Raw genomic sequence first — 23,932 nt, forward strand, 5'->3', positions numbered from 1 at the left:
CGATATGAAGACAGACATCATCACACGCGCGGATCTCCTGACGCTGATCGAGGAAGTGGGATTCGGCAAGGCGGTTATCGGCGGCGCCGATCGCAACGGCATCGTCGTTGACGGCTATCTGGATCTGGCGACAATTTCCGACCGTTTGAACCGGCTGATCCAGGCGAGAAATCGCAGGCGCTTGATTCGGGAAAACGAACAGGCGCGATAGCCGCACGAGCATTTCAAACAGGATCCTCTTTCGACCAAAGAAGATGCGCGGCTCGAAGAGTTCTCCTCGTCGCCGCGCGGATATTTGTGGTCAGCCCACCTTCCGGAACCTGATGGCTCTGTTCCACCCTATATAGGGCCGAAGATCGATATTCTGATCGCGATGCTCGCCGCCTTGCACCGCCGCCCACCAGGCGGCGGCAGCACCGACCGCCAGCGCGCCGGCGACGGCGAAACCGAGAAACAGCGCAAATTTCCGGGCCTTTTCGGCCGCTTCCAGTGCCTTTGCGACGCCTGACCGCAGATCCGTCAGCACCGTATCGACGCGGGACGTAGCATCGGCTTCCGCCAACCCGGTCTGCCGCATCACCATTTGGTTGAGATAGGTTCGATCGGCCTGGTCCACCTCTCCGGACGGATTGCGGAGAAGAATGCGCGTGACTTCGCCGCGCCGGGCCTCGGTTTCCGCCGGCGCGATCGCTGACGGCCGGTCGGTGCGCAGCAGCATGTCGGCAAAATAGGGAACCGGGGCGCGGTCATTGGTTGCCGCAAGCGCGGCAGTGGCGACCGCCTCGGTGCCGGTCTTGGCCGTTCCGGCGATGGTGTGGGCCGCGATCACCGCACCCAGCAGCACGCCCAATCCCCAGGCCAGCACGCCATGCATGCCGTCGCGCATCTCGCTCTCATGATCGCCCGCGGCTCTGCGCTGCATCAGGAGACCGGTGAAATAACCGCCCGCCAGGAAACTCATGACCGTGATGAGCAGGATCCACAAGCCGAGCACGATCGCGAAGGTCACGGCGGACACGTTCTCCGCCGGATAGGGCGAAGTTATGGACAGGCCGATGGCCGTGCCGAAGGTGAAGAGGACGAAGGATATCGCCGAGGCGATCACCGCTCCCGCCGCGACGGCGGGCCAATCCACCGACGATGTCCGGTCGGTGTTGATCGTGGTCGAGAGCACGGCCACGTCCGGTTCTCGCCCGGCATCTTGGACAGACATGGAAACCTCCGTTCAGCGCAAGCCGAGCAGCGACAGAACCGCCATGACGACGACGACGAGCCCGATGAGATAAATGATCTGGTTCATGGAACACCTCAACTTGAGAGTCAGTGGGCAACTGACGAGGAACCGCGAAGTTCCATTTACCGCTTGTTGCCGGACCTCAACGGTCAGGCTTCTGTCGATGCTCTGGAACCTTTCCTCGTCCTGACAATTGGTCTCACGTCTGGCCGGTCCCCTGGAGACGAAGCGGCGCGGCTCGTGAGCTTCGACGACTAAGGGGGATGGTCAGGACTCCGTCATCACAATGAACCCTGTCACCTGTGGAGGCCCACCCATGGCATTGAACTCACTCGAGGCCCTGTTCGAAGACACGTTGCGCGACATGTACTACGCGGAGAAGAAGCTCACCCGCATTCTTCCCAAGATGGCCAAGAAGGCCAGCAGCGAGGAACTGGCTGATGCTTTCACCTCACACGCTGAAGAGACGCGGACGCAGGTTGGCCGCATCGAGGAGGTCTTCTCGCTGCTTGAGAAGACGCCGCGCGCCAAGAAATGCGAAGCGCTGGAGGGCCTCTCCAAGGAGAGCGAGCATGTAATGGAGGAGGCCGAAGCGGACTCCGTCATGGATGTCGGGCTCATCGCCAGCGCGCAGGCCGTTGAGCATTATGAAATCGCCCGCTACGGCACGCTTATCGCCTGGGCCACGGAGATGGGTCTCACACAGGCAGCCGAACTCCTCGAGGCAAGTCTGGCGGAAGAGAAGGCGGCGGACGAGAAACTGAGCAGCCTGGCCGAGACCGCCAATCCGGCGGCGGAACGCAGAGAGGCGGCCTAACGTATTCCGGCGGTCGACTGGAATACAATACTGACACCGGGCGGTCCCGACCATCTCAACTTGCGCGGACCGTCCGATCAGGTATCTGGCGACTCGAGCAGCTGGCGTGACAACTCGATCCTGATCACCAATCCGCCGGCCTCCCACTGGCGATCGACACGGCCGCCGAGCTGAATCGCGCTGGCCTCGACCAATCGGCTTCCAAAGCCCTTTTCGCCATCATCCAAGTGCTGTGGTCCATGTGTCTCGCGCCACACAATTTCGGCCGTCTGATCATCCAGCCTACAGGTTATATCGACGCGTCCGTCTTCGTTCGAGAGGCTGCCATACTTCGCCGCATTGGTGGCGAACTCGTGAAGCAGAAGTGCCAGGGGCGTGATCGACTTTGCGGCGATCGCCAGGTCGTCGCCGACGATCGACAAGCGCGAGCGCGCTCCCTGGTCATAGGGAAACAGAATCGCTTCAGCAAGGCCGTGCAGGGTGACGCCGCTTTCGACCGAGCTCTCGGCCGCTTCGTTCACCACCATGGTGAGCGAATGGGCCCGGCTGAGCGCGTTCAGCCGATTGGTGACCGAAGTGGCGAGATCGGCGACGGAGGCCGCGGATCTGGCATTGAGATTGATGATGCTGCTCGTCACCGCGAAGAGATTCTTCACCCGATGATTCATCTCGCGCAGAAGCAGTTGCTGGCGCTCCCGAGCATGGTGACGCTCGGTTATGTCGCGCGCGATCTTCGAGGCCCCTAGGATATTGCCATTCGCGTCCACGATCGGGGAAATGGTGAGCGAGACATGGACGAGGCCGCCGTCCTTGCGCCGGCGGACGGTTTCATAATGATCGACACGCTCGCCCTTGCGGATACGGCTGAGGATCGAGGCTTCTTCGACGAGCCGATCCTCCGGAATCAGGATAGTGATGGATTTGCCGACCGTCTCCTCGGCCTTGTAGCCGAACAGGTTCTCGGCACCGCGATTCCAGCTTTGGATGATCCCGTCCAGATTCTTGGCGACGATGGCGTCGTCGGATGATTCGACCAGCGCCATGAGCCGGCTGGCGGCCAGATCCGCACCATGGCGCTCTATGCTGAGACTGAGCTGGCGCGCCAGGATCAGCGCAATCTCACGCTCCTCCTCGTCGAACACATGCGGCGCGTCATAGTAGAGCATGAATTTGCCGACTGTCGCGCGATTGAGGGTGACCGGGATAAAAGCCAGCGCCTGGATTCCCTCCTGGCGCAGAACGGGCAAGAGGCTACTCGTCTCATCCGATTTGGCGACGTCACCGATGAAGATGGGCTCCGGATCCCGTTGCCCCTGACGCCAAGGCGAGTGTCCATCGACGGCCTTGCGATAGGTGTCGGAAAGATCTCGCCAGGCGACGAAGCGCATGACCCCTCCCTGGTCGAAACGAAGGATGGACGCCTTGCCGCAATCGAGTAGCTCGATCATCGCGTCGAGGCTGGCCTCATAAATCTCCGAAAGCGAAGGGGCGCCATACAAACGGTCAGTGAGACGATAGACGGCCCGCCACCTGAACATGCGCTCGCCTGGCAGCAACGGCGGCTGACCGCTAACAGCCTTATTCTTGGGATTCCTCACCGTCCGGTCCTCTTACACGGGACGGACGCTATCAATCCGCACGCGTCGTGAACAGCGAAATTTTGGCCCTACAGAGCGATGACCGCCGTCGGATGCGGTGCTCAGCACTCGAGAAATCATGGCGTACTGGACAAGCGGCGCAAAGCTGGATATGGCGCGGCAGCATTCAGAACCGAAGCCCGAAAATGCGGGTGAACCGAGACTATGAGCAAGACACCCGACTGGCATCGCACTGCCCTCATCGTGAGTATCCTGGCCGCCTTCGTTTCGATTGGCGGCGCGGTCTGGACCATCAACATCCAGAAGCAGAGTGCGGCGGAACTCGCCCGCATCCGCAATGTCGGCGGACTCGATCAAAAAAGCGTCGAGTTCGCCATGATCCTGCTCAAGAAGCCCAATGCCAGCGTGGCCGAGCGCCGATGGGCGGTCGACGTGCTCAGCATCGCCGAGAAAGTGCCGATGTCCGGCACGCGCCGCCAGCAGATCGCGCGATCGAAGCAGCCCCTCCCCGAGCTCGGCAAATATATCCCGGAGGCAAGGGAACTGAACGACAAGCTCGAGGCGATTCCCTTCTGGTTAGGACTGGCGGCCGATGTGATTGATGTGATGGACAGCCTGCCATCGGTGAGCGACTCCGCGGTCGAGACGCTGGGCGGCGGGCTTCTGGACCTGCCGGCCTTGACCGCTCCCTGACGCAACCCGCCGTCGGCGCTACTTCTTCTTGCCGCCTTTCTTGGCCGGCGGCGTCTTGCCGGCCGATTTGTCGCCCTTCACGCTCTTCTTGAGCGCTTCCATGAGGTCGACGACATTGGCACCTTTGGGCCGCTCTTCATCCGACTTGACGATCAGCTTCTTGCCTTTGGACTTCTGCTGGACGAGTTCATGGAGACGCACTTCATAGGTATTGCGGAACTGTCCGGCATCGAAGGGACGAGTATTCTCGGCGATCAGCTTGGCGGCCAGATCCACCAGTTCCGGATTGACCTTTGCATCCGGAATCTCACCGAAATATTTGTCGGCCGCCCGGATCTCATTGGCATAGCGCAGAATATACATGGCGAGCCCCTGTTCCAGGGCGCCAACGGCAACGAGATATTCGCGCCCTGACATGGTGATCTGCCCCAGGCCCAGCTTGCGCTTGCGTCCCAGCGCCGCCTGGATCACGCGGTAGCCTTCGATCTGGAACTCGTCTTCAGGAACAAGGTAATACGGCGCCTCGAAATAGCGCGGATCGATATCGTCGACCGAGACGAACTCCACCAAGTCGAGGGTCTTCTTGCTCTCGAGACGAACAGCATCGAGTTCCTCGGGCTCGAGGACCACATAATTGCCCTCGCTGACCTCGTAACCCTTGACGATATCGGCCTCGTCGACCGGCTCGCCGGCGACCGTCTTCACATAGTTGACGCGCTTGCCGGACGGCTTGTGGATCTGGTTGAGGCCGCTGCTCGACGGCTCGACGGCGCTGTAGATCTGGACGGCAATCTGGACGAGAGAGAGCTTGATGAAGCCCTTCCAATAGGGTCGGCCTGTGGGCGCCATGGGACGAACTCACTGTGAACAAACTGACCAAAGGTAGAGTCTATCATGAACGGGTTAAGACCGTATTAGGGAAAAGGAGCCATCCTAGAGCGCTTCCCGCGAAAGTTGCTCGACTTTCGCGACAAGGAAGCGCTCCAGGTATATGTAATCGAGCCTTTTTATCCCGTTTTGATCGAATCCATGGATTCGATCAAAACGGGAAAGGCTCTAATTGCCTTCAGATGAGTGATGCCTGGACGGCCACCCGGTCGATCAGTTCCGGTAGGTCGTTCTTCACATTGCCGACCTTCTTGTCGACCGGCCAGGCGGCCATGCGCGCGCTCGCAAATGGCTTCAGCAGCGCCTTCAGCTCATTGTCATTGGCGGGCTCCTCGCCAAGCCATCTGGCCCAGTCTTCCTCGCCCAGAACGACCGGCATGCGGTCATGGATCGGCGCCATGAGTTCATTGGCTTCCGTCGTGATGACGGTGCAGGATTTCAGCCACTCGCCGGTCTGCGGGTCCTTCCAGCTTTCCCACAGGCCGGCGAGCGGCATGATCTGATGATTGCCCATCGCGATGGCGAAGGGCTGCTTGTCGCCGATGCCGGCGCGCCGCCATTCAAAGAAGCCGCCGGCCAGAACGAGGCAGCGCCGTCCGGCCTTCCAGGCGCTCCGAAACGAGGCTTTCGAGTCCACCGTATCGGCGCGCGCATTGAAGGTGCTGAAGCCGCCTTTCATGTCCTTCGCCCAGGACGGGATCAGACCCCAGCGCATAGGTTCGACGGTGCGCACACCGTCCTTCGAGGTCATGGCCGGCACCGGCATTGTGGGCGGCACATTGAAGCGACGCGGCATCTTCCAGAGCCAGTAATCGCCAGCGCGACGCCGGAAGGGATTGAGCTTGGTTTCACTGACCTCATCGGGATCGAAGATCCGGCCGCACATGGAGGATTTCCCACTCTGTGTCTGGACTGATTTCCGCTCTGGAGAGGCGCCTTCCCCTACTCCGCCGCCAGCGCCGCCGGCATCTTCATCTTGCCGGAGCGCCACGCATCGAGCAATTCGCTTTCGCGCGCCTTGGCCGCCTTCAAATGGCGCTCCTTGACATGGCCATAACCGCGGATCTGCTCCGGGATGCCGGCGATCTCAGCGGCAAGCGCGATATTGGCGGGTGTGAGCAATCCGAGAAGCTCCTCGATCACCGCGCGATACTCGCCGATCAGCGCGCGCTCGGTCTGGCGCTCATGACTACGGCCGAATGGATCGAAGGCCGTCCCGCGCAGGAACTTCGCCCAGGCAAGAACCCGGAAAGCCGGCATCATCCACGGGCCGAATGTCATCTTCCGCGGCACGCCGGTGACCGGATCGGTCTTGGCCAGCATCGGCGGCGCCAGATGGAAGGTGAGCTTGCCGCCTTTGAAGCGCTTGCCGAGCTCCCGGTCGAAGGAGCCATCGGTATAGAGTCGCGCCACTTCATATTCGTCCTTGTAGGCCATGAGCTTGAAGAGATAGCGCGCCACCGCGCGCGACAGCGCTTCCGATTTCGGCGCCACTTCGGCTTCGCGCCGGCGGACCTTGGCAACGAAATCGCCGTAGTCGGCTGCATAGGCCTCGTTCTGATAGGAAGCGAGGAAGGTCGAGCGCCGCGCCACCATCTGATCCAGCGTTTCGTCCGCCGCGCCAGGCTGATTCGGCTCGACGATCTTCTCGACCGCCGCGAGATCATGCGCGGTACGCCGGCCCCACAGGAACGCATCGAGATTCATCTTCACCGCCTGGCCGTTGAGGCGGATCGCCTGCTCGATGGAGGTGGCCTGCAGCGGGATCAGCCCCTTCTGATAGGCGAAGCCCAAAGTGAAAAGATTGCTCGCGATCGAATCGCCCATCAGCTGCGTGGCGATGCGCGTGGCGTCGATCGCATGCACTTCGCCTTCTTTCACCCGCGTCTCGATCTTGAGCAGCATCTCTTCCGAGGGGATCTGGAGATCGGGCTTCTGGGTGAAGGAGGCCGGCATGATTTCGGCGATATTGAGCACCGCATGAGTCCGCTCGGGCGAGGCGCCGGCCAGGACCTTCTCGGCCGCCGAGGTCACGAGATCGCAGCCGAGGATGAGATCGGCGGCGCCCGAGGCGATGCGCACGGCAGATATGTCTTCCGGCCTGGCGGCGATCTTCAGATGGCTCACCACCGCGCCGTTCTTCTGCGACAGCCCGACCATGTCGATGATGCCGCAGCCCTTCTCCTCGATATGCGCCGCCATGCCGAGAATGTGGCCAATAGTGATGACGCCGGTGCCGCCGATGCCGGTGACCATGATCGACCAGGGCCGGTCAAGTATCGACAGTTGCGGCTCAGGCAGAACCTCGAAGAGAGCATTGCTGCCCGGAAGGCTCTTGGCATCGAGCCCACGCACCAGCTCGGCGCCTTCCACCGTCACGAAGCTCGGGCAGAAGCCTTTAAGGCAGGAGTAATCCTTGTTGCAGGCCGACTGGTCGATCTGCCGCTTGCGCCCGAAAGGCGTCTCGACCGGAGCGACCGCAACACAGTTCGACTGCACGCCGCAATCGCCGCAGCCCTCGCAGACAAGCTCATTGATGAAGACCCGTTTGTTCGGGTCCGGGAAGGCACCGCGCTTGCGCCGGCGCCGCTTCTCGGCGGCGCAAGTCTGGTCGTAGATGATGACCGAGGTGCCCTCGACACCCGTGAACTCCTTCTGCACCGCATTGAGATCGTCGCGGTGATGGAAGGTGACCCCGGACGGGAAGGCCGCAGGATATTGTTTGCCCGGCTCGTCGGAGACCACGGCGATGCGGTCAACGCCTTCGGCGCGCACCTGATTGGCGATCATCGGCACGTTGAGCTTGCCGTCATGCGCCTGCCCGCCGGTCATGGCGACCGCGTCATTATAGAGGATCTTGTAGGTTATGTTCACATCCGCCCCGAGCGCCGCGCGGATAGCGAGAAGTCCCGAGTGGTTATACGTACCATCGCCGAGATTCTGGAAGATGTGCCGGCGTTTGGAGAACGGCGCCTCGCCGACCCAGTTGGCACCCTCGCCGCCCATCTGCGTCGAGCCATGGGTGTTGCGCGCCGGCATCGACTGCACCATCCAGTGGCAGCCTATGCCAGCATAGCCGCGCGCGCCTTCGGGAAGCACGGTCGAGGAGTTGTGGGGACAGCCGGCGCAGAAATAGGGCGTGCGGGCAAGGAGATCGGGTGCGTTGCTGATCCGGCCCTGCGCCGCCTTGATAGCGTCGAGCTTCTCGGCCACTTGCGGCCAGTGTTTGTGGCCAAGCACACGGTCGCCGATGGCGATGGCGATCTGATTGGGCTCGAGCGTGCCATAGACGGGGAAAAGATGCTCGCCCTGCTCATCCTTCTTTCCGACGATGATCGCATGCTTGCGGTCGTTGAACAGCAATTCGCGCACATGCGTCTCGAGCAGGTCGCGTTTCTCCTCGACGCAGATGATGAGATCGAGCCCGCTCGCGAATTCATGCATGATGGCGGAATCGAGCGGCCAGATGAGGCCGATCTTGAGGAGGCGCAGGCCGATCTTGGCGGCCATGACCTCGTCGATGCCGAGCTCCTCCAGCGCCTGGCGCGTGTCGAGATAGCTTTTGCCGACACTGGCGATGCCGATTTTGGGGTGTGGCCCGCCGCGGAAGACGATCTGGTTGAGCTCATTCTCCCGCGCGAAGGCAATGGCCGCCTGGCGCTTGAAATTGTGCAGACGCTTTTCCTGGTCGTGGCGGTCGTCATTGGGCCTGATATTGAGCCCGCCCGGCGGCATCTTGAAATCCTTCGGCACCTTCGGGCGGATGCGGTGCAGCCCCGCCTCGATGACACCGGTCGATTCCACCGTGTCATGCAGGCATTTGACGCCCACCCAGGTGCCGGCGAAACGCGACAGCGCCCAGCCATAGATCGAATAGTCGTAAAGCTCCTGCAAGCCGGCCGGATTGAGGATCGGGATCATGGCATCGAGAAGCGCAATCTCGCTCTGATGCGGCACGGTGGAGGACTCGGCGCCATGGTCGTCGCCCGCCATGACCAGTACACCGCCATGCTTGGACGTCCCCGCCGCATTGGCATGGCGCAGCACGTCGCCGCTCCGGTCGACGCCCGGCCCTTTGCCGTACCAGATGCTGAAGACGCCGTCATAGGCGCCCTCGCCCCACATCTCGGCCTGCTGGCTGCCCCAGACGGCGGTGGCCGCCAGATCCTCATTGAGGCCGGGATGGAACTTGATGGCTTCCGGCTTGAGCAGCTTTTCGGCGCGCTCGAAGGCCTGATCGACGCCACCTACCGGGGAGCCGCGATAGCCGGTGACATAGCCCGCGGTATTGAGCCCGGCCTCGCGGTCGAGCGCCTTCTGGGCGAGTGTCGCCCGCACCATGACCTGAGGACCCGAAATGAATACCCGGTCCTTGGTCAGATCATATTTGTCGTCGAGCGAAGCCGGTGCCTGAGTCATGCGGGCAACTCTATCATTCAGCGGCACAACGACAATAAGGTAGGTATCCCAGGGGAAAAAAGAAATAGCGCCCCGGAAGCACTGCAACATAGGCAACGAGCTGTCGCGCGAAGCGCCGCGCACGCAACGGACTTGCGCCAATCTTGACTCGCCCGTCATTCCGGAGCCTAATCCGCCCATGGGGCGAAGCGATCACCCCACAAGGCGACAGCCGAAGCATCGCGTCCTGGCACATTTCATCAGTCCGGAGGACGCCCATGCCATCACCCAACACCATCACTGTCGACAAGCTTGCCCGCCTGACGGGCCTGCCCAAATGCCCGCATCTCATCGATGTCCGCACCGATGAGGATTTCAGCGCCGACCCGCGCCTGATCCCGGGTTCGGTCTGGCGCCCGCATCCCCTGGCCGAAAGCTGGGGTTCCGAGCTTGCCGGCAATTCGGCCATCGTCATCTGCCAGCAGGGCCTGAAACTCAGCCACGGCACGGCCGCGTGGCTGCGCCATCTCGGCAAGGAGGCGAATGTGCTCGAAGGCGGTTTCGAAGCCTGGGAGGCCGCCGGCCTGCCGCTGGTGCCTTCCGCGAAACTGCCGCGCCGCGACGAGAAAGGCCGCACCGTCTGGGTGACGCGGTCGCGCCCCAAGATCGACCGTATCGCCTGCCCGTGGCTGATCCGGCGCTTCATCGATCCCGAGGCCGTCTTCCTGTTCGTGGCGCCGAGCGAAGTCATCATGGTGGGCGAGCGCTTTGGGGCGACACCTTTCGACATCGAGAATGTTTTCTGGAGTCATCGCGGTGACACATGCACCTTCGATACGATGATCCAGGAATTCGGCCTCATGACCGAGCCGCTCAAGCGGCTGGCCCTGATCGTGCGGGGCGCCGACACGGCCCGGCCCGATCTGGCACCCGAGGCGCCGGGCCTGCTCGCCGCCTCGCTCGGCCTGTCGCGCATGTATGCCGACGACCTGCAGCAGCTCGATGCCGGCCTGTTGCTTTATGACGCTTTCTATCGCTGGTGCCGGGACGCGACCGAGGAGACACATAATTGGCCGACCAACAAGCCGAAGTCCTGACGCCACTGAGGCCGGCACCGGCCATGGACCGGACACCAACGCCGAGCTTCGCCGAGGCGTTGGGCGTGTGGGCCAAGATCGGTGTCCTCTCCTTCGGCGGGCCAGCCGGCCAGATCGCGCTCATGCATCGCGTCCTTGTCGACGAGAAGAAATGGATGAGCGAGAGCCGCTATCTGGCGGCGCTCAATTTCTGCATGCTGCTTCCGGGACCTGAGGCGATGCAGCTCGCCACCTATGCGGGCTGGTCGCTGCATGGCTGGCGGGGCGGGCTTGCCGCCGGCACCCTCTTCGTACTCCCGGGCGCGCTCGTCGTTCTCGTCCTCTCGATGATCTACGCCGCCTTCGGCCAGGTGCCGATGGTGGCGGCTCTGTTTTTCGGCATCAAGGCGGCGGTGCTGGCGATCGTCATCGAGGCGCTCTTGCGGGTGGCACGACGCGCCCTCAAACATGCGAGCGACTGGTGGATCGCCGGCATCGCGTTTCTGGCGCTTTATGCCTTCGCCGTCCCGTTCCCGCTTATCATCCTGGCCGCAGCACTCTTCGGCTTTTTCCGCATCAACGCACCGTCAGAACACGTCGCGGCGACGCCCATTCCCTGGCGCCAGACCGCTTCCACGCTGGCGCTCTGGCTCGCTTTGTGGCTGGTGCCGCTGGGCCTCATCATCGTTGGTTTCGGCTGGGACCACGTCTTTGCGCAGACCGCCTTGTTCTTCTCAAAGCTCGCGGTTGTCACCTTCGGCGGCGCCTATGCCGTCCTGAGTTACATGGCGCAGCAGGCGGTGGAGAGTTTCGGCTGGCTCACCGCGCCTCAGATGATCGACGGGCTCGGCCTCGCCGAGACGACGCCTGGCCCCTTGATCCTGGTCACCGAATTCGTTGGCTATATGGCGGGCTATCGCTTCGCCGGCGGCATGTGGGGCGGCATCGCCGCGGCGCTCATTACTTTGTGGATGACCTTCACACCCTGCTTCCTGTGGATCATGGTCGGAGCGCCCTATATCGAGCGCCTGCACAACATGCCGCGCCTGTCGGGCGCGCTCGCCGCCGTCACCGCGGCGGTGGTCGGCGTCATCCTCAATCTCACCATATGGTTCGCGCTGCATGTGCTCTTCGCCACGCTCGAGCGCACGCGCTTCGGCCTCGTGCCTGAGTTCCTGACCCTCGATCCGGCGGCGTTGATCCTTTCGATCATCGCGGCGCTCGCCCTTTTCGTCTTCCATCAGGGCGTATTCCGCACCCTGCTGCTGACCGCGCTTCTGGGGCTCGCCTGGAAGGGCCTGTTCTGAAGACACATGCAGGCCAACTTAAAGTAATAACAATCCACGAAGCACAACCTCATTTCCGTTGCAGCCCACATTCCCCAGTGTCAAATGTACTACAGGGCGGCATGTGAATTGGGGCACTCATCATTTCGCTAAAAGCAGGACCGGCGGGTCAGACGCATCCCGCGTCGAGACGGCGGTTTAGAGCGCCGGACGCTCACATGGAATCGGTCCGGCGCTCTACCTCTTTGATTTGCGCATCGGATTATCCGAAAACCGCTTCGCACTTTTCGGTCCGATGCTGTAGCGGAAGGGATGGGGCATGCATTCATCATCAAGGCATTTCCAGCGCAATCTCGCAGCGACGACCGCGCTGACGGTCGCGGCGATGCTGTGGGGAGGCGCCACACAAGCGGCCGTCTTCAATGTCGCGAACGAGGCCGAGCTCGCCGATGCCATCGCGCAATCGAATGACAGTCCCGGGAACGATGTGATCGTTCTCACCGGCAATGTCGAGCTGAACACATTCCTGCCGCCGATCGGGACCGCGACCAGCGGCGAGCTCACTATCGATCTCGGCGGCAACACGATTTCCGGCAACAACACGACGCGCGTCTTCTTCGCCAATGAGGGTGAGCTCACCATTTCCAACGGCACCATCGCCGATGGCCTGGCGCAGGGCGGCCAGGGCGGCGGCGGCAATGAAGGCGCCGGCGGCGGCGGCATGGGCGCCGGCGGCGCACTTTATGTGCGCAGCGGCGCCAATGTCACGGTCGACGGAGTCAGCTTCGCGAATAATCAAGCGATAGGCGGCAAGGGCGGCGCCCTCACGGGCTATAACTTTGGCGGCGGCGGCGGCGGCCTCGGCGGCAATGGCGGCGCGGCGCACAGCGACGATGATGGCAGCGGCGGCGGCGGCGGCGCCTTCGCCAATGGCGGCAGTTCGAGTGGCGACTTGGGCGGCGCCGGCGGCGGCCCCAATGGCGGCGCCGGCGGCGGCTACGAGATGCCGGGCGGCAATGGCGGCGATCTCTCCGGCGGCGGCGGCAGCGGGGGTGGCAGACTTGGGATGACCGCCTCAGGGGGCAATGGCGGCTACGGCGCGGGGGGTGGCGGCAGCTCCCGCCAGCTCGAAAGCGCTGGCGGCGCCGGCGGCTATGGCGGCGGCGGCGGCGGCAGTGGTGTCGGAACTGCGGGTAACGGCGGCTTCGGCGGCGGCGGCGGCGGCGGCTACAATAGCGGAGGCCTCGGCGGCTTCGGCGGCGGCCAAGGCGGAAGCACAGGCGCCGGCAGCGGCGGCGGCGGCGCGGGTTTCGGCGGCACGGTCTTCGTTCAGGATGGCGGATCGCTGATCATCACCGGCTCGGGCGCCATTTCTGGTGGAGCTGTGCAGGGTGGCAGCGCCGGCGGCGCCGGAGGCGCAACCGGCGGCATGGCGCGTGGCAGCGGCATCTTCCTGCAGAATGCCGGCATGACCTTCGCGCCAAGCGAAGGTCAGACCCAGTCCGTCAGCGATGTCATCGCCGATGACACCGATAATGGCGACAATGCCGGCAAGCTTATCAAGGACGGCGACGGCACGCTGATCCTCTCCGCCGTCAACACCTATTCCGGCGGCACGACGATCAAGGCCGGCCTGCTGCAGGTCGATGCCGACAACAGTCTCGGCGGTGCGACGGGCGGGCTCGAGATCGGCGACGGCACGTTGCGCGCCACTGCCGGCTTCACCAGCGCCAGGGACATCGAGCTGACCGGCGCTGCCGGGATCGAAGTCCAGATCGACGAACTGGAACTCACCGGCGACATCAGCGGCGGCGGATCGCTGACAAAGAACGGCGCCGGCACGCTGAAGCTCAGCGGCAGCAACGATTATACAGGTGGCACGACCGTCTCGGACGGCACGCTGCTTGGCGATACGACGAGCCTGCAAGGCGACATCCTGAGCGAGGCCGAGCTCATCTTCGATCAGAGCGTCGAAGGGATCTATTCCGGCAAGCTCACCAGTAACGGCACAGGGATCCTCTCCAAGGAAGGGATCGGCACGCTCATCTTCACCGGCGACAGCTCGGCCTATGACGGCGAGACCTATGTCAATGAAGGCACCTTGCGGGTCAACGACAGGCTCGGGGGTTCGGTGAGTGTCGCGAACGGCGCGACGCTCGGCGGCAACGGCACGGTTGGCAAGACGACGGTCGCCGCCGGCGGTGTCCATGCCCCCGGCAACTCCATCGACACCCAGACGGTCGACGGCGATTATGCCAATCACGGCATATTGGAGATCGAAGCCAATCCGACTGAGGCCGACAAGATCATCGTCAACGGCACGGTCGACATCACCGGGGCCACGCTCAAGCTGCTCCTGACCCCCACCACCGCGGCAGACTGGGGCGTGCTCACTGGACCCTATGTCCTCATCGAGAACGATCTCGACGACGCCGTGACCGGCACCTTCACCCCGGACGACATTAACAATCTCACCTTCCTCGCCAAGCTCATCGACTATGCCGGCGGGGATGGCAATGACGTGACGCTCACGCTGGTGCGCAACAATGTCGACTTCGTCGATGTCGCCCAGACGCGCAACCAGAGGGCCACGGCAGGCGCCATCGACACGCTGGATCTTTCAAGCGAGGTCTGGACAGCGCTCGCCATGGCGGGCAACGCGGACGAGGCCCGCGCTTTGCTCGACGAGCTGTCGAGCGAAGTGCATGCTTCGCTCGCCGGCATGTTCAATCAGGACAGCCGCTTCTGGCGCAATGCCGCGAATAACCGGCTGCGCTCGGCCTTCGGCAGCGTCGCCGCGACCGGCCAGCAGGTCATGGGCTTCAGCGCCACCGGCCTCACCAATGCGCCGGCCGACACGCAGGGCCTCGCTCTGTGGACGCGCGGCTTCGGCGCCTGGGGCAAGACCAAGAGCGACGGCAATGCGTCGCAGTTCACCCGCAATGCCGGCGGCTTCCTCGCCGGCGCCGACATGGCCGCCAGCGATGCGATACGCGTGGGCGCGCTCGCCGGCTATGCCCAGTCAAGCTTCGACGACGATCACGATTCCTCCGGCAATGCCGATAGCTACCACATCGGTCTCTATGGCGGCACCCAGTCGGGAGCCTTCGGCCTGCGCGCCGGCCTTGCCTATGCCTGGCACGATGTCGACACCGAACGCCATGCCTTGGGCGACAAGCTCACCGCCGACTATGATGCCGACACTGTGCAGGTCTTCGTTGAAGCGGGTTATGCACTCGATCTCGACAGCCTGCGCCTCGAGCCCTTCGCCAATGCCGCCTATGTCTCGACCAATACCGACAGCTTCGAGGAGAATGGCGGACCGGCGGCGCTCAAGAGCGATTCCGAGACCAATGACAACACCTTCACCACACTGGGCATGCGCGCAGCCATGGGCTTCGAGTTGGGCACGATGCCGGCATCATTCCGCGCCATGGCGGGCTGGCGGCATGCGTTCGGCGACATCAATCCGGAATCGACACTCGCCTTCGACGGCTCGACGGATTTCGTGATCGCGGGCGCTCCCATCGCACGCGACGCGGCGGTGCTGGAAGCTGGGTTCGATCTGTCGATATCAGCCGACGCCACGCCCGGCCTTGCCTATAATGGCGAGATCGCCGATGCCGCCGAGGATCATGGCCTCAACGCCACGCTGGCGGTCACGTTCTGAGCAGCGGCGCCGTTTCCCCAACGCTGCAAACCGGCTATAGACTGGGCAGAACCGCCAAGGAAGTCGACGCGTCCATGCCCAAGCACCAGCATCAATCCCATCCCGATATCGTCAAGCGCCTGCGCCGGGTCGAGGGCCAGATCCGCAGCATCGCGGCGATGATCGAGGACGGCCGCGGCTGCGTCGATGTCGCCCAGCAGCTCGCCGCCGCCACCAGCGCGCTCTCCGGCGCCAAGGACAAATTCATCCGCGATCACATCGACCACTGCCTAGTCGGCGCCGCCGGTAGCAGCAGCCGCGGTCAGCTCGACGAACTGAAGGCGATCACGAAGTTCCTGTGAGGTCGCGTCGATCTTGCAAACATACTATACTGGGGGATAGTATGCGCGCATGCTCGAAGTCCTGAAGCACCGCACCTACCGCCATCTTTTCCTCGCCCAATTGATCGCCCTGATCGGCACCGGCCTCGCGACCGTGGCGCTGGGGCTGCTAGCGTATGAGCTGGCGGGCGCCAACGCCGGCTCGGTGCTGGGTACGGCGCTCGCCATCAAGATGATCGCCTTTGTCGGCGTGGCGCCGGTCGCCGCCGCTTTCGCGGAGCGCGTGCCACGCCGCGCCATGCTGATCGCTCTCGATCTCGTGCGCGCCGGCGTTGCCGTTCTACTGCCCTTCGTCACCGAGGTTTGGCAGGTCTATGTGCTGATCTTCGTCCTGCAAGCGGCCTCAGCCGGCTTCACCCCGGCCTTCCAGGCCACCATTCCCGATGTACTGCCGGACGAGAAGCAATATACCCGCGCGCTCTCGCTGTCGCGGCTGGCCTATGATCTCGAAAGCGCCTTGAGCCCGATGCTGGCGGCCGCCCTTCTCACCGTGATCAGCTTTCACAGCCTGTTTGCCGGCACGGTCTTCGGCTTCCTGGCCTCCGCCGCTCTCGTTTTGTCGGTGACGCTGCCGAGCCCAAAGCCCGCTGCGGCCCGCGGCATCTATGAGCGCACGACGCGGGGTTTGCGCATCTATCTGGCGACACCGCGCTTGCGCGGCCTGCTCGCGCTCACGCTCGCGATCGCGGCGGCGAGCGCCATGGTGATCGTGAACACCGTCGTGCTCGTGCAGGCGGGCTTCGGGCTCGGCCAGAGCGAGACGGCGCTGGCACTCACAGCCTATGGGGCGGGCTCGATGACGGCAGCCCTTGGCTTGCCACGCCTTCTCGACAGGTTTTCCGACCGCCAGGCCATGCTGGGCGGAACCGTCGTTCTCGTCATCGGCCTGCTGCTCGGCGCGACGGTGGCGAGCTATGGACTGCTTCTGGTCTTGTGGTTCGCGCTCGGCCTCGGCTATTCCCTGGCCATGACGCCGTCCGGACGCCTGCTGCGCCGGTCGTCTCAACCCGAGGACCGTCCCGCTTTGTTCGCCGCTCAATTCGCCCTCTCGCATGCCTGCTGGCTGATCACCTATCCGCTCTCCGGCTGGCTCGGCGCCGAAGCAGGCCTGCCCGCCACCTTCATCGTGCTCGGCGCCATCGGCGCCCTCGCGGTGATAGCCGCCATCCGGCTGTGGCCCGCCAATGACCCCGAAGAGATCGAGCATGTCCACGAGACGTTGGATCACGACCATCCCCATCTGGCGGGTGGCGGCCATCGTCACCGCCATATCTTCGTGATCGACAGCCATCATCCCGAATGGCCGAGCGCGCCGGCGTTGCGTTAATGGATGGGTGATCTCGCGGTCTATGCCGGGCTCTTTCTGACCGCTTTTGCCGCGGCAACCATTCTGCCGATGCAATCGGAGGCGGCTCTCGTCGGACTCCTTCTCCTCGACGCGCAGCCGGTCTGGCTGCTGGTGACCGTCGCGAGTGTCGGCAATGTCCTGGGCTCGGCCTGCAACTGGCTTCTGGGCCGCGGCATCGAGCGCTACCGCAACCGGCGCTGGTTTCCGGTGAAGGAAGCAGCCCTGGATCGCGCCAGCGCCTGGTACCGCAGTTATGGCAAGTGGTCGCTGCTGTTGAGCTGGGTGCCCATCATAGGCGACCCGCTTACTGTCGCCGCCGGGGTGCTGCGCGAGCCATTCCCCATTTTCCTGCTGCTTGTCGCGCTCGCCAAGATCGGCCGCTATCTCGTGCTGACAGTCGCGACCTTGGGCCTCGCGTGAGCCTAAGTTAGAGCACTAACATCTCTGCGCAAGGCGATTGACACGATGTTAGATAAATAACATAGTGGCCGCGCATAAGGGGCAAAGGAGCCCCCACAACGATAAACATCGAGGAACGCCATGTTCATTCCGAAGAGCCTGTTCACGGGCGCGGTTTTGCTCGGCCTTGCCGGCGCCCTGTCCTTCAGCACCGCCGCTTCCGCCGAAGTGATCCGCATCGTTTCGCCGTACCAGACCACGACACTCGATCCGATGCGCTCGGCAAGCGCCGGCAATATCGAAACCTATGGACTTCTCTATTCGCGCCTGCTGCGCCGCAATACGGAGACGGGCGCCCTCGAAGCAGGCCTCGCCGAAAGTTGGGAGGCGGCCGCCGACGGGCTCACTTACACATTCAAGCTGCGCGAGGCGAAATTCTCTGACGGCTCACCCGTCACCGCCGACGACGTCGTCTTCAGCCTGGAGCGCGTGCGCACCGACAAGCGTTCGGCCTATCCAGCCCCGCTCGGCGCCGTGGAGAGCATTACGGCTGCCGATCCCAAAACCGTGGTGGTGAAACTCAAATCGCCCTTCGCGCCCTTCCTCGGCAATGTCGAGATCTGGAACATGGGCATCGTGTCGAAGAAGGATGTCGAGGCCCGTGGCGAGGACAAGGCTTTCACCGAGAAGCCCCTGACATCGGGCCCTTATATGGTCAAGGAGTGGCGCGCCAATGAGAGCCTCACCCTCGATCCCAATCCGAACTACTGGCGCACCGGCTACCCCAAGAGTCCCGACGCCGTGGTGCTGCAGGAAGTCGCGGCCGCCGATGCGCGCATTTCGATGCTGAAGGCCGGCGAGACCGATGCGGTGCGCTCCGTGCCGTGGTCGCAGGTCGAAAGCCTTAAGGCGCAGGACGGCGTCGACATGCGCCTCGAGCCGTCGACGACCATCTGGATCACACTTCTCAATCACAAGCGCGAGCCTTTCTCCAACGCCAAGGCGCGCCTTGCCGCCGCCCAGGCGATCGACAACAAGGCTTTGACCCAGGCGGTGACCCAGGGCTTCGCCACCGCCGCCAATACGACGCTGCCGGGAGCGGTCGATTTCCACGACAAGTCCTATCCGGGCATCACCTATGATCTCGCCAAGGCCAAGGCGCTGCTCGAGGAATCGGGTATGGCCGGCAAGGAAGTGAAGATTCTCGCCGCCACCGATCCTTCGCAGCAGCAGATGGCGCTGCTGCTCCAGGCGCAGTGGCAGGCGATCGGCCTCAAGCCCAAGATCGAGACGGTGGATGGCGGCGCCTGGTGGGAGGCGATCCCCAAGGGTGAATATGACGCCACACCCAACTGGTGGTTCAACGAAACACCAGATCCCGACCTGGCGGTGCGCTGGGCGGTCTGCGGCTCCTGCGGTTCGCACTCCTACTACACGTTCTACGAGAACAAGAAAGTGGATGAGCTGGTCGATGCCGGCACGCGCGAGATGGACACCGAGAAGCGCGCCAAGATCTACAAGGAGATCCAGGAGATCTCGACCGGGGAAGTGGCGCAGATCCCGCTCTTCTACGCGCCCAACACCGTCGCCTACAGCAAGAAGCTGAAAGGCCTGAAGCTGACGCCGTCGCTGCAATGGACACTCGAAGAGACGACAATCGAGAAGTGATTAGGCTCCTCACTAAACTTCCCCTCTCCCGTCCGCAGGATGGGAGAGGGTGGCCGAAGGCCGGGTGAGGGCTCTCCTGGCGGATCAAAGGACACCCTCATCCGCCCTTCGGGCACCTTCTCCCGCAAGCGGGAGAAGGGGAAAGATAGACCGCCATCGATACCCCTGAGATTTGCACCCTTGTCGCATCTCCGCTCCATCCTCAACCGCCTGCTGCAGCTGATACCGGTGCTTATTGGCATCAGCATCATTTCCTTCCTGTTGCAGCGCCTGGCCCCCGGCGATCCGGTACGCCTCCTCGTCGGCGACCGCGCCAGCCCCGAGACGATCGCCGCGGTGCGCCAGCAATACGGCCTCGATCTGCCGTTGCCGCTGCAGTTCCTGCGCTACATGACCAATGTCCTGCAGGGCGATCTCGGCCTTTCCGTGCGCTTCCAGCGTCCGGTCGCCGAGCTCCTCGGGCAGTTCGTGGGTCCGACCCTGTTTCTCGCCGCCTATGTCGTCGTCATCACCGTGCCGCCTACCCTTTTATTGGCGGTCACGGCGGCGCGGCGGCCGGGCGGCCTCACCGACCAGGTGATCCGCCTCCTCGGCATATTGGGTCTCACCATCCCGGTCTTCTGGCTCGGCATCATGATGGCACGCTTGTTCGGCGCAAAACTCGGCTGGTTCCCGGTCTCGGGTTATGGCGAAGGCTTCACCGGCCATTTGCATCACCTGTTCCTGCCGGCGCTGTCGATCGCGATCTGGCTCATCCCGGTGCTGACGCAGAGTCTCAGGTCGGCCCTCATCGAGAAATCGACATCCGACTTCATCACCGCGGCGCGCGCCCAAGGGGCGAGCGAGCGGGAGGTCTTCTGGCGCCATATGCTGCCCAACGCGGTGCTGCCGACCTTCAATCTCCTGGGCGTCATGGTCGCCCTCATTATCGGCAGTACTGTCATCGTCGAGACCGTCTATGCGGTTCCGGGGCTCGGGCGTTTGATGATTACCTCCCTGATCGGCCGCGATTATTATGTCGTGCAGGGCCTTACTCTCATCTTTGCGCTGGCTACCGTGTTCATCACCCTCAGCGTCGACATCATCTCGACCTTCATCGATCCGAGGGTCGAGCTATGACGGCGATGGAAGGCCATATCGGAGCGCCGGCGCGACAGATTTGGCGTCTGAGGGGCGCTGGAATGATCGCCCTGCTTATCCTCGGCGGCTGGATCTTCGCGGCGCTCTTCGCGCCCTGGATCGCGCCCTACGATCCCGACGCAATCGACATGATGAACATGCTGGGGCCACCCAGCGCCACCCATTGGTTCGGTACCGACCAGGTCGGCCGCGACGTCTTCTCGCGCGTGCTCCATGGATCCCGCGTCGATCTCCTGATGTGCGTGCTGGGCGTCCTGCCGCCGCTGATCATCGGCACCACCATCGGCCTGCTGTCCGGCTACTTCCGCGGACTGACCGACGCGCTCTTCATGCGCGTCTATGACATCACTGTCGCCTTCCCCTTCTTCGTCCTGGTGCTTGCGATTGTCGGTCTCCTGGGCCCCGGCCTCAATAACTACTTCATCGCGCTCGCCATTGTCGGCTGGGTCACTTATGCGAGGCTCGTACGCGCCGAAGTCCTGGTGCTGCGCGACAGCGAATATGTGCTTGCCGCCAAGGTGCTGGGTTTCTCCAATCGCGTCATTCTCCTGAAACATGTGCTGCCCAACGCGCTCTCCCCCGTCATATCCTATGCGGTGAGCGATGCGGTTCTGGTGATGCTCGCCGGCGCCAGCCTGGGCTTTCTCGGCATGGGCGCGCAGCCGCCGACCGCCGAATGGGGCGTCATGATCGCCGACGGCCAGGCCTTCATCGACCAAGCCTGGTGGATCTGCTTCTTCCCCGGCATCGCGGCGATCTCGCTGGGCTTAGGCTTGGCTTTCCTCGGCGATGCGCTGGCGCAATTGCGCCGGCCGGTGAGGGGCTGATGGCGAGGCTGCTCGATGTCAAAAATCTCACCGTGCGCTTCGGCGGCACGGAGGCCGTGCGCAACATTTCGCTTCATGTCGATGAGGGCGAAGTGCTCGGCGTCGTGGGCGAAAGCGGCTCCGGCAAATCGGTAACCTGCCGCGCCTTCATGCGTCTCCTGCCGCCTTCCGCGACGGTCGAAGGCGAGGTGAGCTTCGATGGCAAGTCACTCTCCGGCCTGAGCGATGAAGACTTGAGAAAGATCCGCGGCCGCGACATCGGCATGATCTTTCAGAATCCCGCCTCGCATCTCGATCCCCTGCAGCGCATCGGCACGCAGATCGCCGAGCCCATCCGGCGGCATCTGGCGCTCGGCCGGGAGGCGGCTTTCGCTCAGGCGGTGGAGCTTCTGCGCCAAGTGGGCATCAGTGATCCGGCCGGACGCGCGAAGGCATATCCGCATGAATTCTCCGGCGGCATGAAGCAGCGGGCGATGATCGCCACCGCCATCGGCTGTGGACCGAAGCTTCTGATCGCCGATGAACCCACCACCGCCCTTGATGTCACCGTCCAGGCACGCATCCTTGAATTGCTGCGCGAGCTCAACCGCAGGAACGGTCTGTCGATCGTGCTCATCTCGCACGACCTGGGGGTCATCGCGCAGAATTGCAGCCGAATTATCGTGATGCGCCAGGGCGAGATCGTCGAGGAAGGCGCGACAGAGGAGATCATCCGCGCACCCAAACATCCCTATACGCGCCTGCTCCTCGACTCGCAGCCTTCGCGCAGCAAGGGCAGCAGCACGCCTATCGCCTCGGGGATTACGCAGCCGCTTCTTGCGGTGAAGGACCTGACCGTCAGTTTCCCCAAAAGGCGCGATCTCCTGAGCCGGCTCACCGGCAAGGACGCCGAGCCCTTCCGGGCACTCGACAACGTGAGCCTCACTGTCGAAGCGGGCGAGACGGTGGGCATCGTCGGAGAATCGGGCTCGGGCAAGAGCACGCTGGCGCGCGCCATCGTCCGACTCGTGGCACCGGTCGCGGGCCAGATCGCCTTCGACGGCAAAGTGACCTCCTCCGACAGCTCTTTCCGCCGCGCCGTTCAGATGGTGTTCCAGAATCCCTACGACTCGCTCAATCCGCGCCTCAGGGTCAAAGAGGCGATCGCCGAGCCGATCATGCGCCATCAATTGGCGCAAGGTCTCGAGATCACCCGTCGCGTCGAGGACCTTGCCGACAAGGTCGAACTGCCGCGCGCCTTGCTCGAACGCTATCCGAGCCAGTTGTCGGGCGGCCAGTGCCAGCGCGTGGGACTGGCACGCGCCCTTGCCGTCGAACCCCGCCTCCTCATTGCCGATGAGATCACCTCAGCACTCGACGTGACGACGCAGGCGCAGATCCTCAAACTGCTCGACCGGTTGCGCCGCGAGCGCGGCCTCACCATGCTCTATGTCTCACATGATCTCTCGGTGGTGAGCTCATTCTGCCAGCGCGTCTATGTGTTCAAGAGCGGACGGATCGTCGAGGAGGGTGCTGCGGCAAAAGTCATGCGCGAGCCCGCCCATGACTATACAAGGGAGCTCGTTCGCTCCATCCCGCGGCTCGCTTCCATAGAGGCCTGACCATGCCCAAGACCAGAAAGAGCGATATGCAGACCTTCGACCTCAAGGAGCTCCTTGAGCCGCGCATGGCGGGCCTGTCGCAATCCGAGCGCGCCCTCGCCGCCCATATGCTGAAGAACCAGCATCTCCTGCCCTTCGAGACCGGGGCCAGCCTCGCCCAGACCATCGGCGTCAGTGAGATGACGGTGTCGCGCTTCGTGCGCAGCCTGGGCTTCGCGGGCCTGCGCGACCTGAAGGAAAGGCTGCGCGGGGCGGTCCAGAACGACAACAGCACGGTCGACGATATACATGACCGCTTCCGGGTGCGCGGCGGTGAGCCCGAAAGTCTCAAGGAAAGCCTGGAGCTCGAGCTCGACGCGGTGCGCAAGGCCTATGCGCTGGCAGGCTCCGAGCTGTGGGCCGAAGCGGTGGCCGAGCTCGTGAAGCGCGAGACCGTATTCGTCGTCGGCTTCCAGGCCTCGCAGGGCCTGGCGCTCGATTTCGCCAGCCGGCTGCTTTATGCGAGACCTGGTGTCTTCCATATCGACAACAATACCGGCATCTACACCGAAATCCTGACCGCCGATCCGAAGAAGAGCCTGCTCGTCTACATAGACACGGCAGCCTATGCGACACGCGGCCTGAAGCTGCTCGACCGCGTGAAGCAGGTGGGACTTCCGACCGTCATCGTCACCGACCGCTTCAGCCATTGGGCCTTCGCCCATACGCGGCATGTTTTCGAAGGTCACACGCATGTGCAGACCTTCTGGGATTCGACCGCGGCCTTGAGCGTTATCCTCAATCTCCTCACCGATGCAGTGGCGACCAGGCTCGGCGCCAAGGCCAAGAAGCGCTTCGAGGTCATGCGCGATCTCGGCCGCCATTTCGACGAGTTCATGCGCGTGCCCAATCCGAAGAAGTGAGCCGCTT

General features: G+C 63.4%; 19 protein-coding genes. 14 read left to right on the forward strand and 5 right to left on the reverse strand.

Features of this window, described 5'->3' with window-relative positions; translation table 11 throughout:
* Nucleotides 1–4 precede the first annotated feature (4 nt).
* Nucleotides 5–211 (forward strand): hypothetical protein, encoded by a 207-nt coding sequence (locus G5V57_RS03995; protein WP_165166303.1) that lies wholly within the window; start codon nucleotides 5–7, stop codon nucleotides 209–211.
* 90 nt (nucleotides 212–301) lie between these two features.
* Here the strand turns inward: G5V57_RS03995 and G5V57_RS04000 are convergent, their stop codons facing one another.
* Nucleotides 302–1,213 (reverse strand): hypothetical protein, encoded by a 912-nt coding sequence (locus G5V57_RS04000; RefSeq protein WP_165166304.1) that lies wholly within the window; start codon nucleotides 1,211–1,213, stop codon nucleotides 302–304.
* 337 nt (nucleotides 1,214–1,550) lie between these two features.
* Here G5V57_RS04000 and G5V57_RS04005 point away from each other — a divergent pair, with 337 nt between their 5' ends.
* On the forward strand, nucleotides 1,551–2,051 hold the full coding sequence (locus G5V57_RS04005; protein ID WP_165166305.1) for a ferritin-like domain-containing protein: 501 nt from the start codon (nucleotides 1,551–1,553) through the stop codon (nucleotides 2,049–2,051).
* A gap of 77 nt (nucleotides 2,052–2,128) precedes the next feature.
* Here the strand turns inward: G5V57_RS04005 and G5V57_RS04010 are convergent, their stop codons facing one another.
* Entirely contained in the window at nucleotides 2,129–3,589 is a 1,461-nt protein-coding gene (locus G5V57_RS04010) for a sensor histidine kinase (RefSeq protein ID WP_165166306.1), read from the reverse strand.
* A 264-nt stretch (nucleotides 3,590–3,853) separates the two neighbouring features.
* Between G5V57_RS04010 and G5V57_RS04015 the strand changes: the two genes are divergently transcribed.
* On the forward strand, nucleotides 3,854–4,342 hold the full coding sequence (locus G5V57_RS04015; protein WP_165166307.1) for a hypothetical protein: 489 nt from the start codon (nucleotides 3,854–3,856) through the stop codon (nucleotides 4,340–4,342).
* Between the two features lie 18 nt (nucleotides 4,343–4,360).
* On the opposite strand, the gene G5V57_RS04020 is transcribed toward G5V57_RS04015, so the two are convergent.
* The 3 genes from G5V57_RS04020 to G5V57_RS04030 all read right to left on the reverse strand — a co-directional run bounded on the left by G5V57_RS04020 (nucleotide 4,361) and on the right by G5V57_RS04030 (nucleotide 9,649).
* Nucleotides 4,361–5,191, reverse strand: a complete 831-nt coding sequence (locus tag G5V57_RS04020; protein WP_165166308.1) for a Ku protein — start codon at nucleotides 5,189–5,191, stop codon at nucleotides 4,361–4,363.
* A gap of 217 nt (nucleotides 5,192–5,408) precedes the next feature.
* Nucleotides 5,409–6,116: an SOS response-associated peptidase gene (locus G5V57_RS04025; protein ID WP_165166309.1), complete on the reverse strand. Its 708-nt coding sequence runs from the start codon at nucleotides 6,114–6,116 to the stop codon at nucleotides 5,409–5,411.
* A 56-nt stretch (nucleotides 6,117–6,172) separates the two neighbouring features.
* Nucleotides 6,173–9,649, reverse strand: a complete 3,477-nt coding sequence (locus G5V57_RS04030; RefSeq protein ID WP_165166310.1) for an indolepyruvate ferredoxin oxidoreductase family protein — start codon at nucleotides 9,647–9,649, stop codon at nucleotides 6,173–6,175.
* A 257-nt stretch (nucleotides 9,650–9,906) separates the two neighbouring features.
* On the opposite strand from G5V57_RS04030, the gene G5V57_RS04035 reads away from it, so the two are divergent.
* The 11 genes from G5V57_RS04035 to G5V57_RS04085 all read left to right on the forward strand — a co-directional run bounded on the left by G5V57_RS04035 (nucleotide 9,907) and on the right by G5V57_RS04085 (nucleotide 23,925).
* The gene (locus G5V57_RS04035) at nucleotides 9,907–10,725 is read left to right on the forward strand and encodes a sulfurtransferase/chromate resistance protein (protein ID WP_165166311.1); all 819 of its coding nucleotides are present in this window, start codon (nucleotides 9,907–9,909) and stop codon (nucleotides 10,723–10,725) included.
* Nucleotides 10,698–12,011, forward strand: coding sequence for a chromate efflux transporter (gene chrA / locus G5V57_RS04040; protein WP_371744727.1), 1,314 nt, complete (start codon nucleotides 10,698–10,700; stop codon nucleotides 12,009–12,011). The genes G5V57_RS04035 and chrA overlap by 28 nt, the downstream gene beginning before the upstream one ends.
* A gap of 298 nt (nucleotides 12,012–12,309) precedes the next feature.
* Nucleotides 12,310–15,660, forward strand: coding sequence for an autotransporter domain-containing protein (locus G5V57_RS04045; protein ID WP_165166312.1), 3,351 nt, complete (start codon nucleotides 12,310–12,312; stop codon nucleotides 15,658–15,660).
* Nucleotides 15,661–15,734: 74 nt separating this feature from the next.
* Nucleotides 15,735–16,001 (forward strand): metal-sensing transcriptional repressor, encoded by a 267-nt coding sequence (locus G5V57_RS04050; protein WP_165166313.1) that lies wholly within the window; start codon nucleotides 15,735–15,737, stop codon nucleotides 15,999–16,001.
* Between the two features lie 49 nt (nucleotides 16,002–16,050).
* Nucleotides 16,051–17,367 carry an MFS transporter gene (locus G5V57_RS04055; protein WP_165166314.1) on the forward strand — a complete coding sequence of 439 codons (1,317 nt, stop codon included), beginning with the start codon at nucleotides 16,051–16,053 and terminating at the stop codon, nucleotides 17,365–17,367.
* Nucleotides 17,368–17,370: 3 nt separating this feature from the next.
* Nucleotides 17,371–17,808, forward strand: coding sequence for a YqaA family protein (locus G5V57_RS04060; protein ID WP_165166315.1), 438 nt, complete (start codon nucleotides 17,371–17,373; stop codon nucleotides 17,806–17,808).
* Between the two features lie 120 nt (nucleotides 17,809–17,928).
* Nucleotides 17,929–19,455, forward strand: a complete 1,527-nt coding sequence (locus tag G5V57_RS04065) for an ABC transporter substrate-binding protein (RefSeq protein ID WP_165166316.1) — start codon at nucleotides 17,929–17,931, stop codon at nucleotides 19,453–19,455.
* Between the two features lie 180 nt (nucleotides 19,456–19,635).
* On the forward strand, nucleotides 19,636–20,574 hold the full coding sequence (locus tag G5V57_RS04070) for an ABC transporter permease (protein WP_165166317.1): 939 nt from the start codon (nucleotides 19,636–19,638) through the stop codon (nucleotides 20,572–20,574).
* A gap of 62 nt (nucleotides 20,575–20,636) precedes the next feature.
* Complete coding sequence (locus G5V57_RS04075) at nucleotides 20,637–21,422, forward strand: ABC transporter permease (RefSeq protein ID WP_246737517.1); 786 nt, start codon at nucleotides 20,637–20,639, stop codon at nucleotides 21,420–21,422.
* On the forward strand, nucleotides 21,422–23,023 hold the full coding sequence (locus G5V57_RS04080) for an ABC transporter ATP-binding protein (RefSeq protein ID WP_165166318.1): 1,602 nt from the start codon (nucleotides 21,422–21,424) through the stop codon (nucleotides 23,021–23,023). The genes G5V57_RS04075 and G5V57_RS04080 overlap by 1 nt, the downstream gene beginning before the upstream one ends.
* 2 nt (nucleotides 23,024–23,025) lie before the next feature.
* Nucleotides 23,026–23,925 (forward strand): MurR/RpiR family transcriptional regulator, encoded by a 900-nt coding sequence (locus G5V57_RS04085; protein WP_165166319.1) that lies wholly within the window; start codon nucleotides 23,026–23,028, stop codon nucleotides 23,923–23,925.
* Nucleotides 23,926–23,932 lie beyond the last annotated feature (7 nt).

Origin of the sequence: Nordella sp. HKS 07 (assembly GCF_011046735.1) — a bacterium.
Taxonomy (GTDB): domain Bacteria; phylum Pseudomonadota; class Alphaproteobacteria; order Rhizobiales; family Aestuariivirgaceae; genus Taklimakanibacter.

Excerpts from the sequence above, each read along its gene's own strand:
- G5V57_RS04085 (WP_165166319.1), top strand. The coding sequence starts at position 23,026 with ATGCCCAAGACCAGAAAGAGCGATATGCAGACCTTCGACCTCAAGGAG.
- G5V57_RS04025 (WP_165166309.1), bottom strand. The coding sequence starts at position 6,116 with ATGTGCGGCCGGATCTTCGATCCCGATGAGGTCAGTGAAACCAAGCTC.
- G5V57_RS04055 (WP_165166314.1), top strand. The coding sequence starts at position 16,051 with ATGCTCGAAGTCCTGAAGCACCGCACCTACCGCCATCTTTTCCTCGCC.
- G5V57_RS04005 (WP_165166305.1), top strand. The coding sequence starts at position 1,551 with ATGGCATTGAACTCACTCGAGGCCCTGTTCGAAGACACGTTGCGCGAC.
- G5V57_RS04060 (WP_165166315.1), top strand. The coding sequence starts at position 17,371 with ATGGGTGATCTCGCGGTCTATGCCGGGCTCTTTCTGACCGCTTTTGCC.
- G5V57_RS04000 (WP_165166304.1), bottom strand. The coding sequence starts at position 1,213 with ATGTCTGTCCAAGATGCCGGGCGAGAACCGGACGTGGCCGTGCTCTCG.
- G5V57_RS04065 (WP_165166316.1), top strand. The coding sequence starts at position 17,929 with ATGTTCATTCCGAAGAGCCTGTTCACGGGCGCGGTTTTGCTCGGCCTT.
- G5V57_RS04075 (WP_246737517.1), top strand. The coding sequence starts at position 20,637 with ATGATCGCCCTGCTTATCCTCGGCGGCTGGATCTTCGCGGCGCTCTTC.
- G5V57_RS04020 (WP_165166308.1), bottom strand. The coding sequence starts at position 5,191 with ATGGCGCCCACAGGCCGACCCTATTGGAAGGGCTTCATCAAGCTCTCT.
- G5V57_RS04080 (WP_165166318.1), top strand. The coding sequence starts at position 21,422 with ATGGCGAGGCTGCTCGATGTCAAAAATCTCACCGTGCGCTTCGGCGGC.
- G5V57_RS04030 (WP_165166310.1), bottom strand. The coding sequence starts at position 9,649 with ATGACTCAGGCACCGGCTTCGCTCGACGACAAATATGATCTGACCAAG.
- G5V57_RS03995 (WP_165166303.1), top strand. The coding sequence starts at position 5 with ATGAAGACAGACATCATCACACGCGCGGATCTCCTGACGCTGATCGAG.
- G5V57_RS04010 (WP_165166306.1), bottom strand. The coding sequence starts at position 3,589 with ATGTTCAGGTGGCGGGCCGTCTATCGTCTCACTGACCGTTTGTATGGC.
- G5V57_RS04015 (WP_165166307.1), top strand. The coding sequence starts at position 3,854 with ATGAGCAAGACACCCGACTGGCATCGCACTGCCCTCATCGTGAGTATC.
- G5V57_RS04050 (WP_165166313.1), top strand. The coding sequence starts at position 15,735 with ATGCCCAAGCACCAGCATCAATCCCATCCCGATATCGTCAAGCGCCTG.
- G5V57_RS04045 (WP_165166312.1), top strand. The coding sequence starts at position 12,310 with ATGCATTCATCATCAAGGCATTTCCAGCGCAATCTCGCAGCGACGACC.
- G5V57_RS04035 (WP_165166311.1), top strand. The coding sequence starts at position 9,907 with ATGCCATCACCCAACACCATCACTGTCGACAAGCTTGCCCGCCTGACG.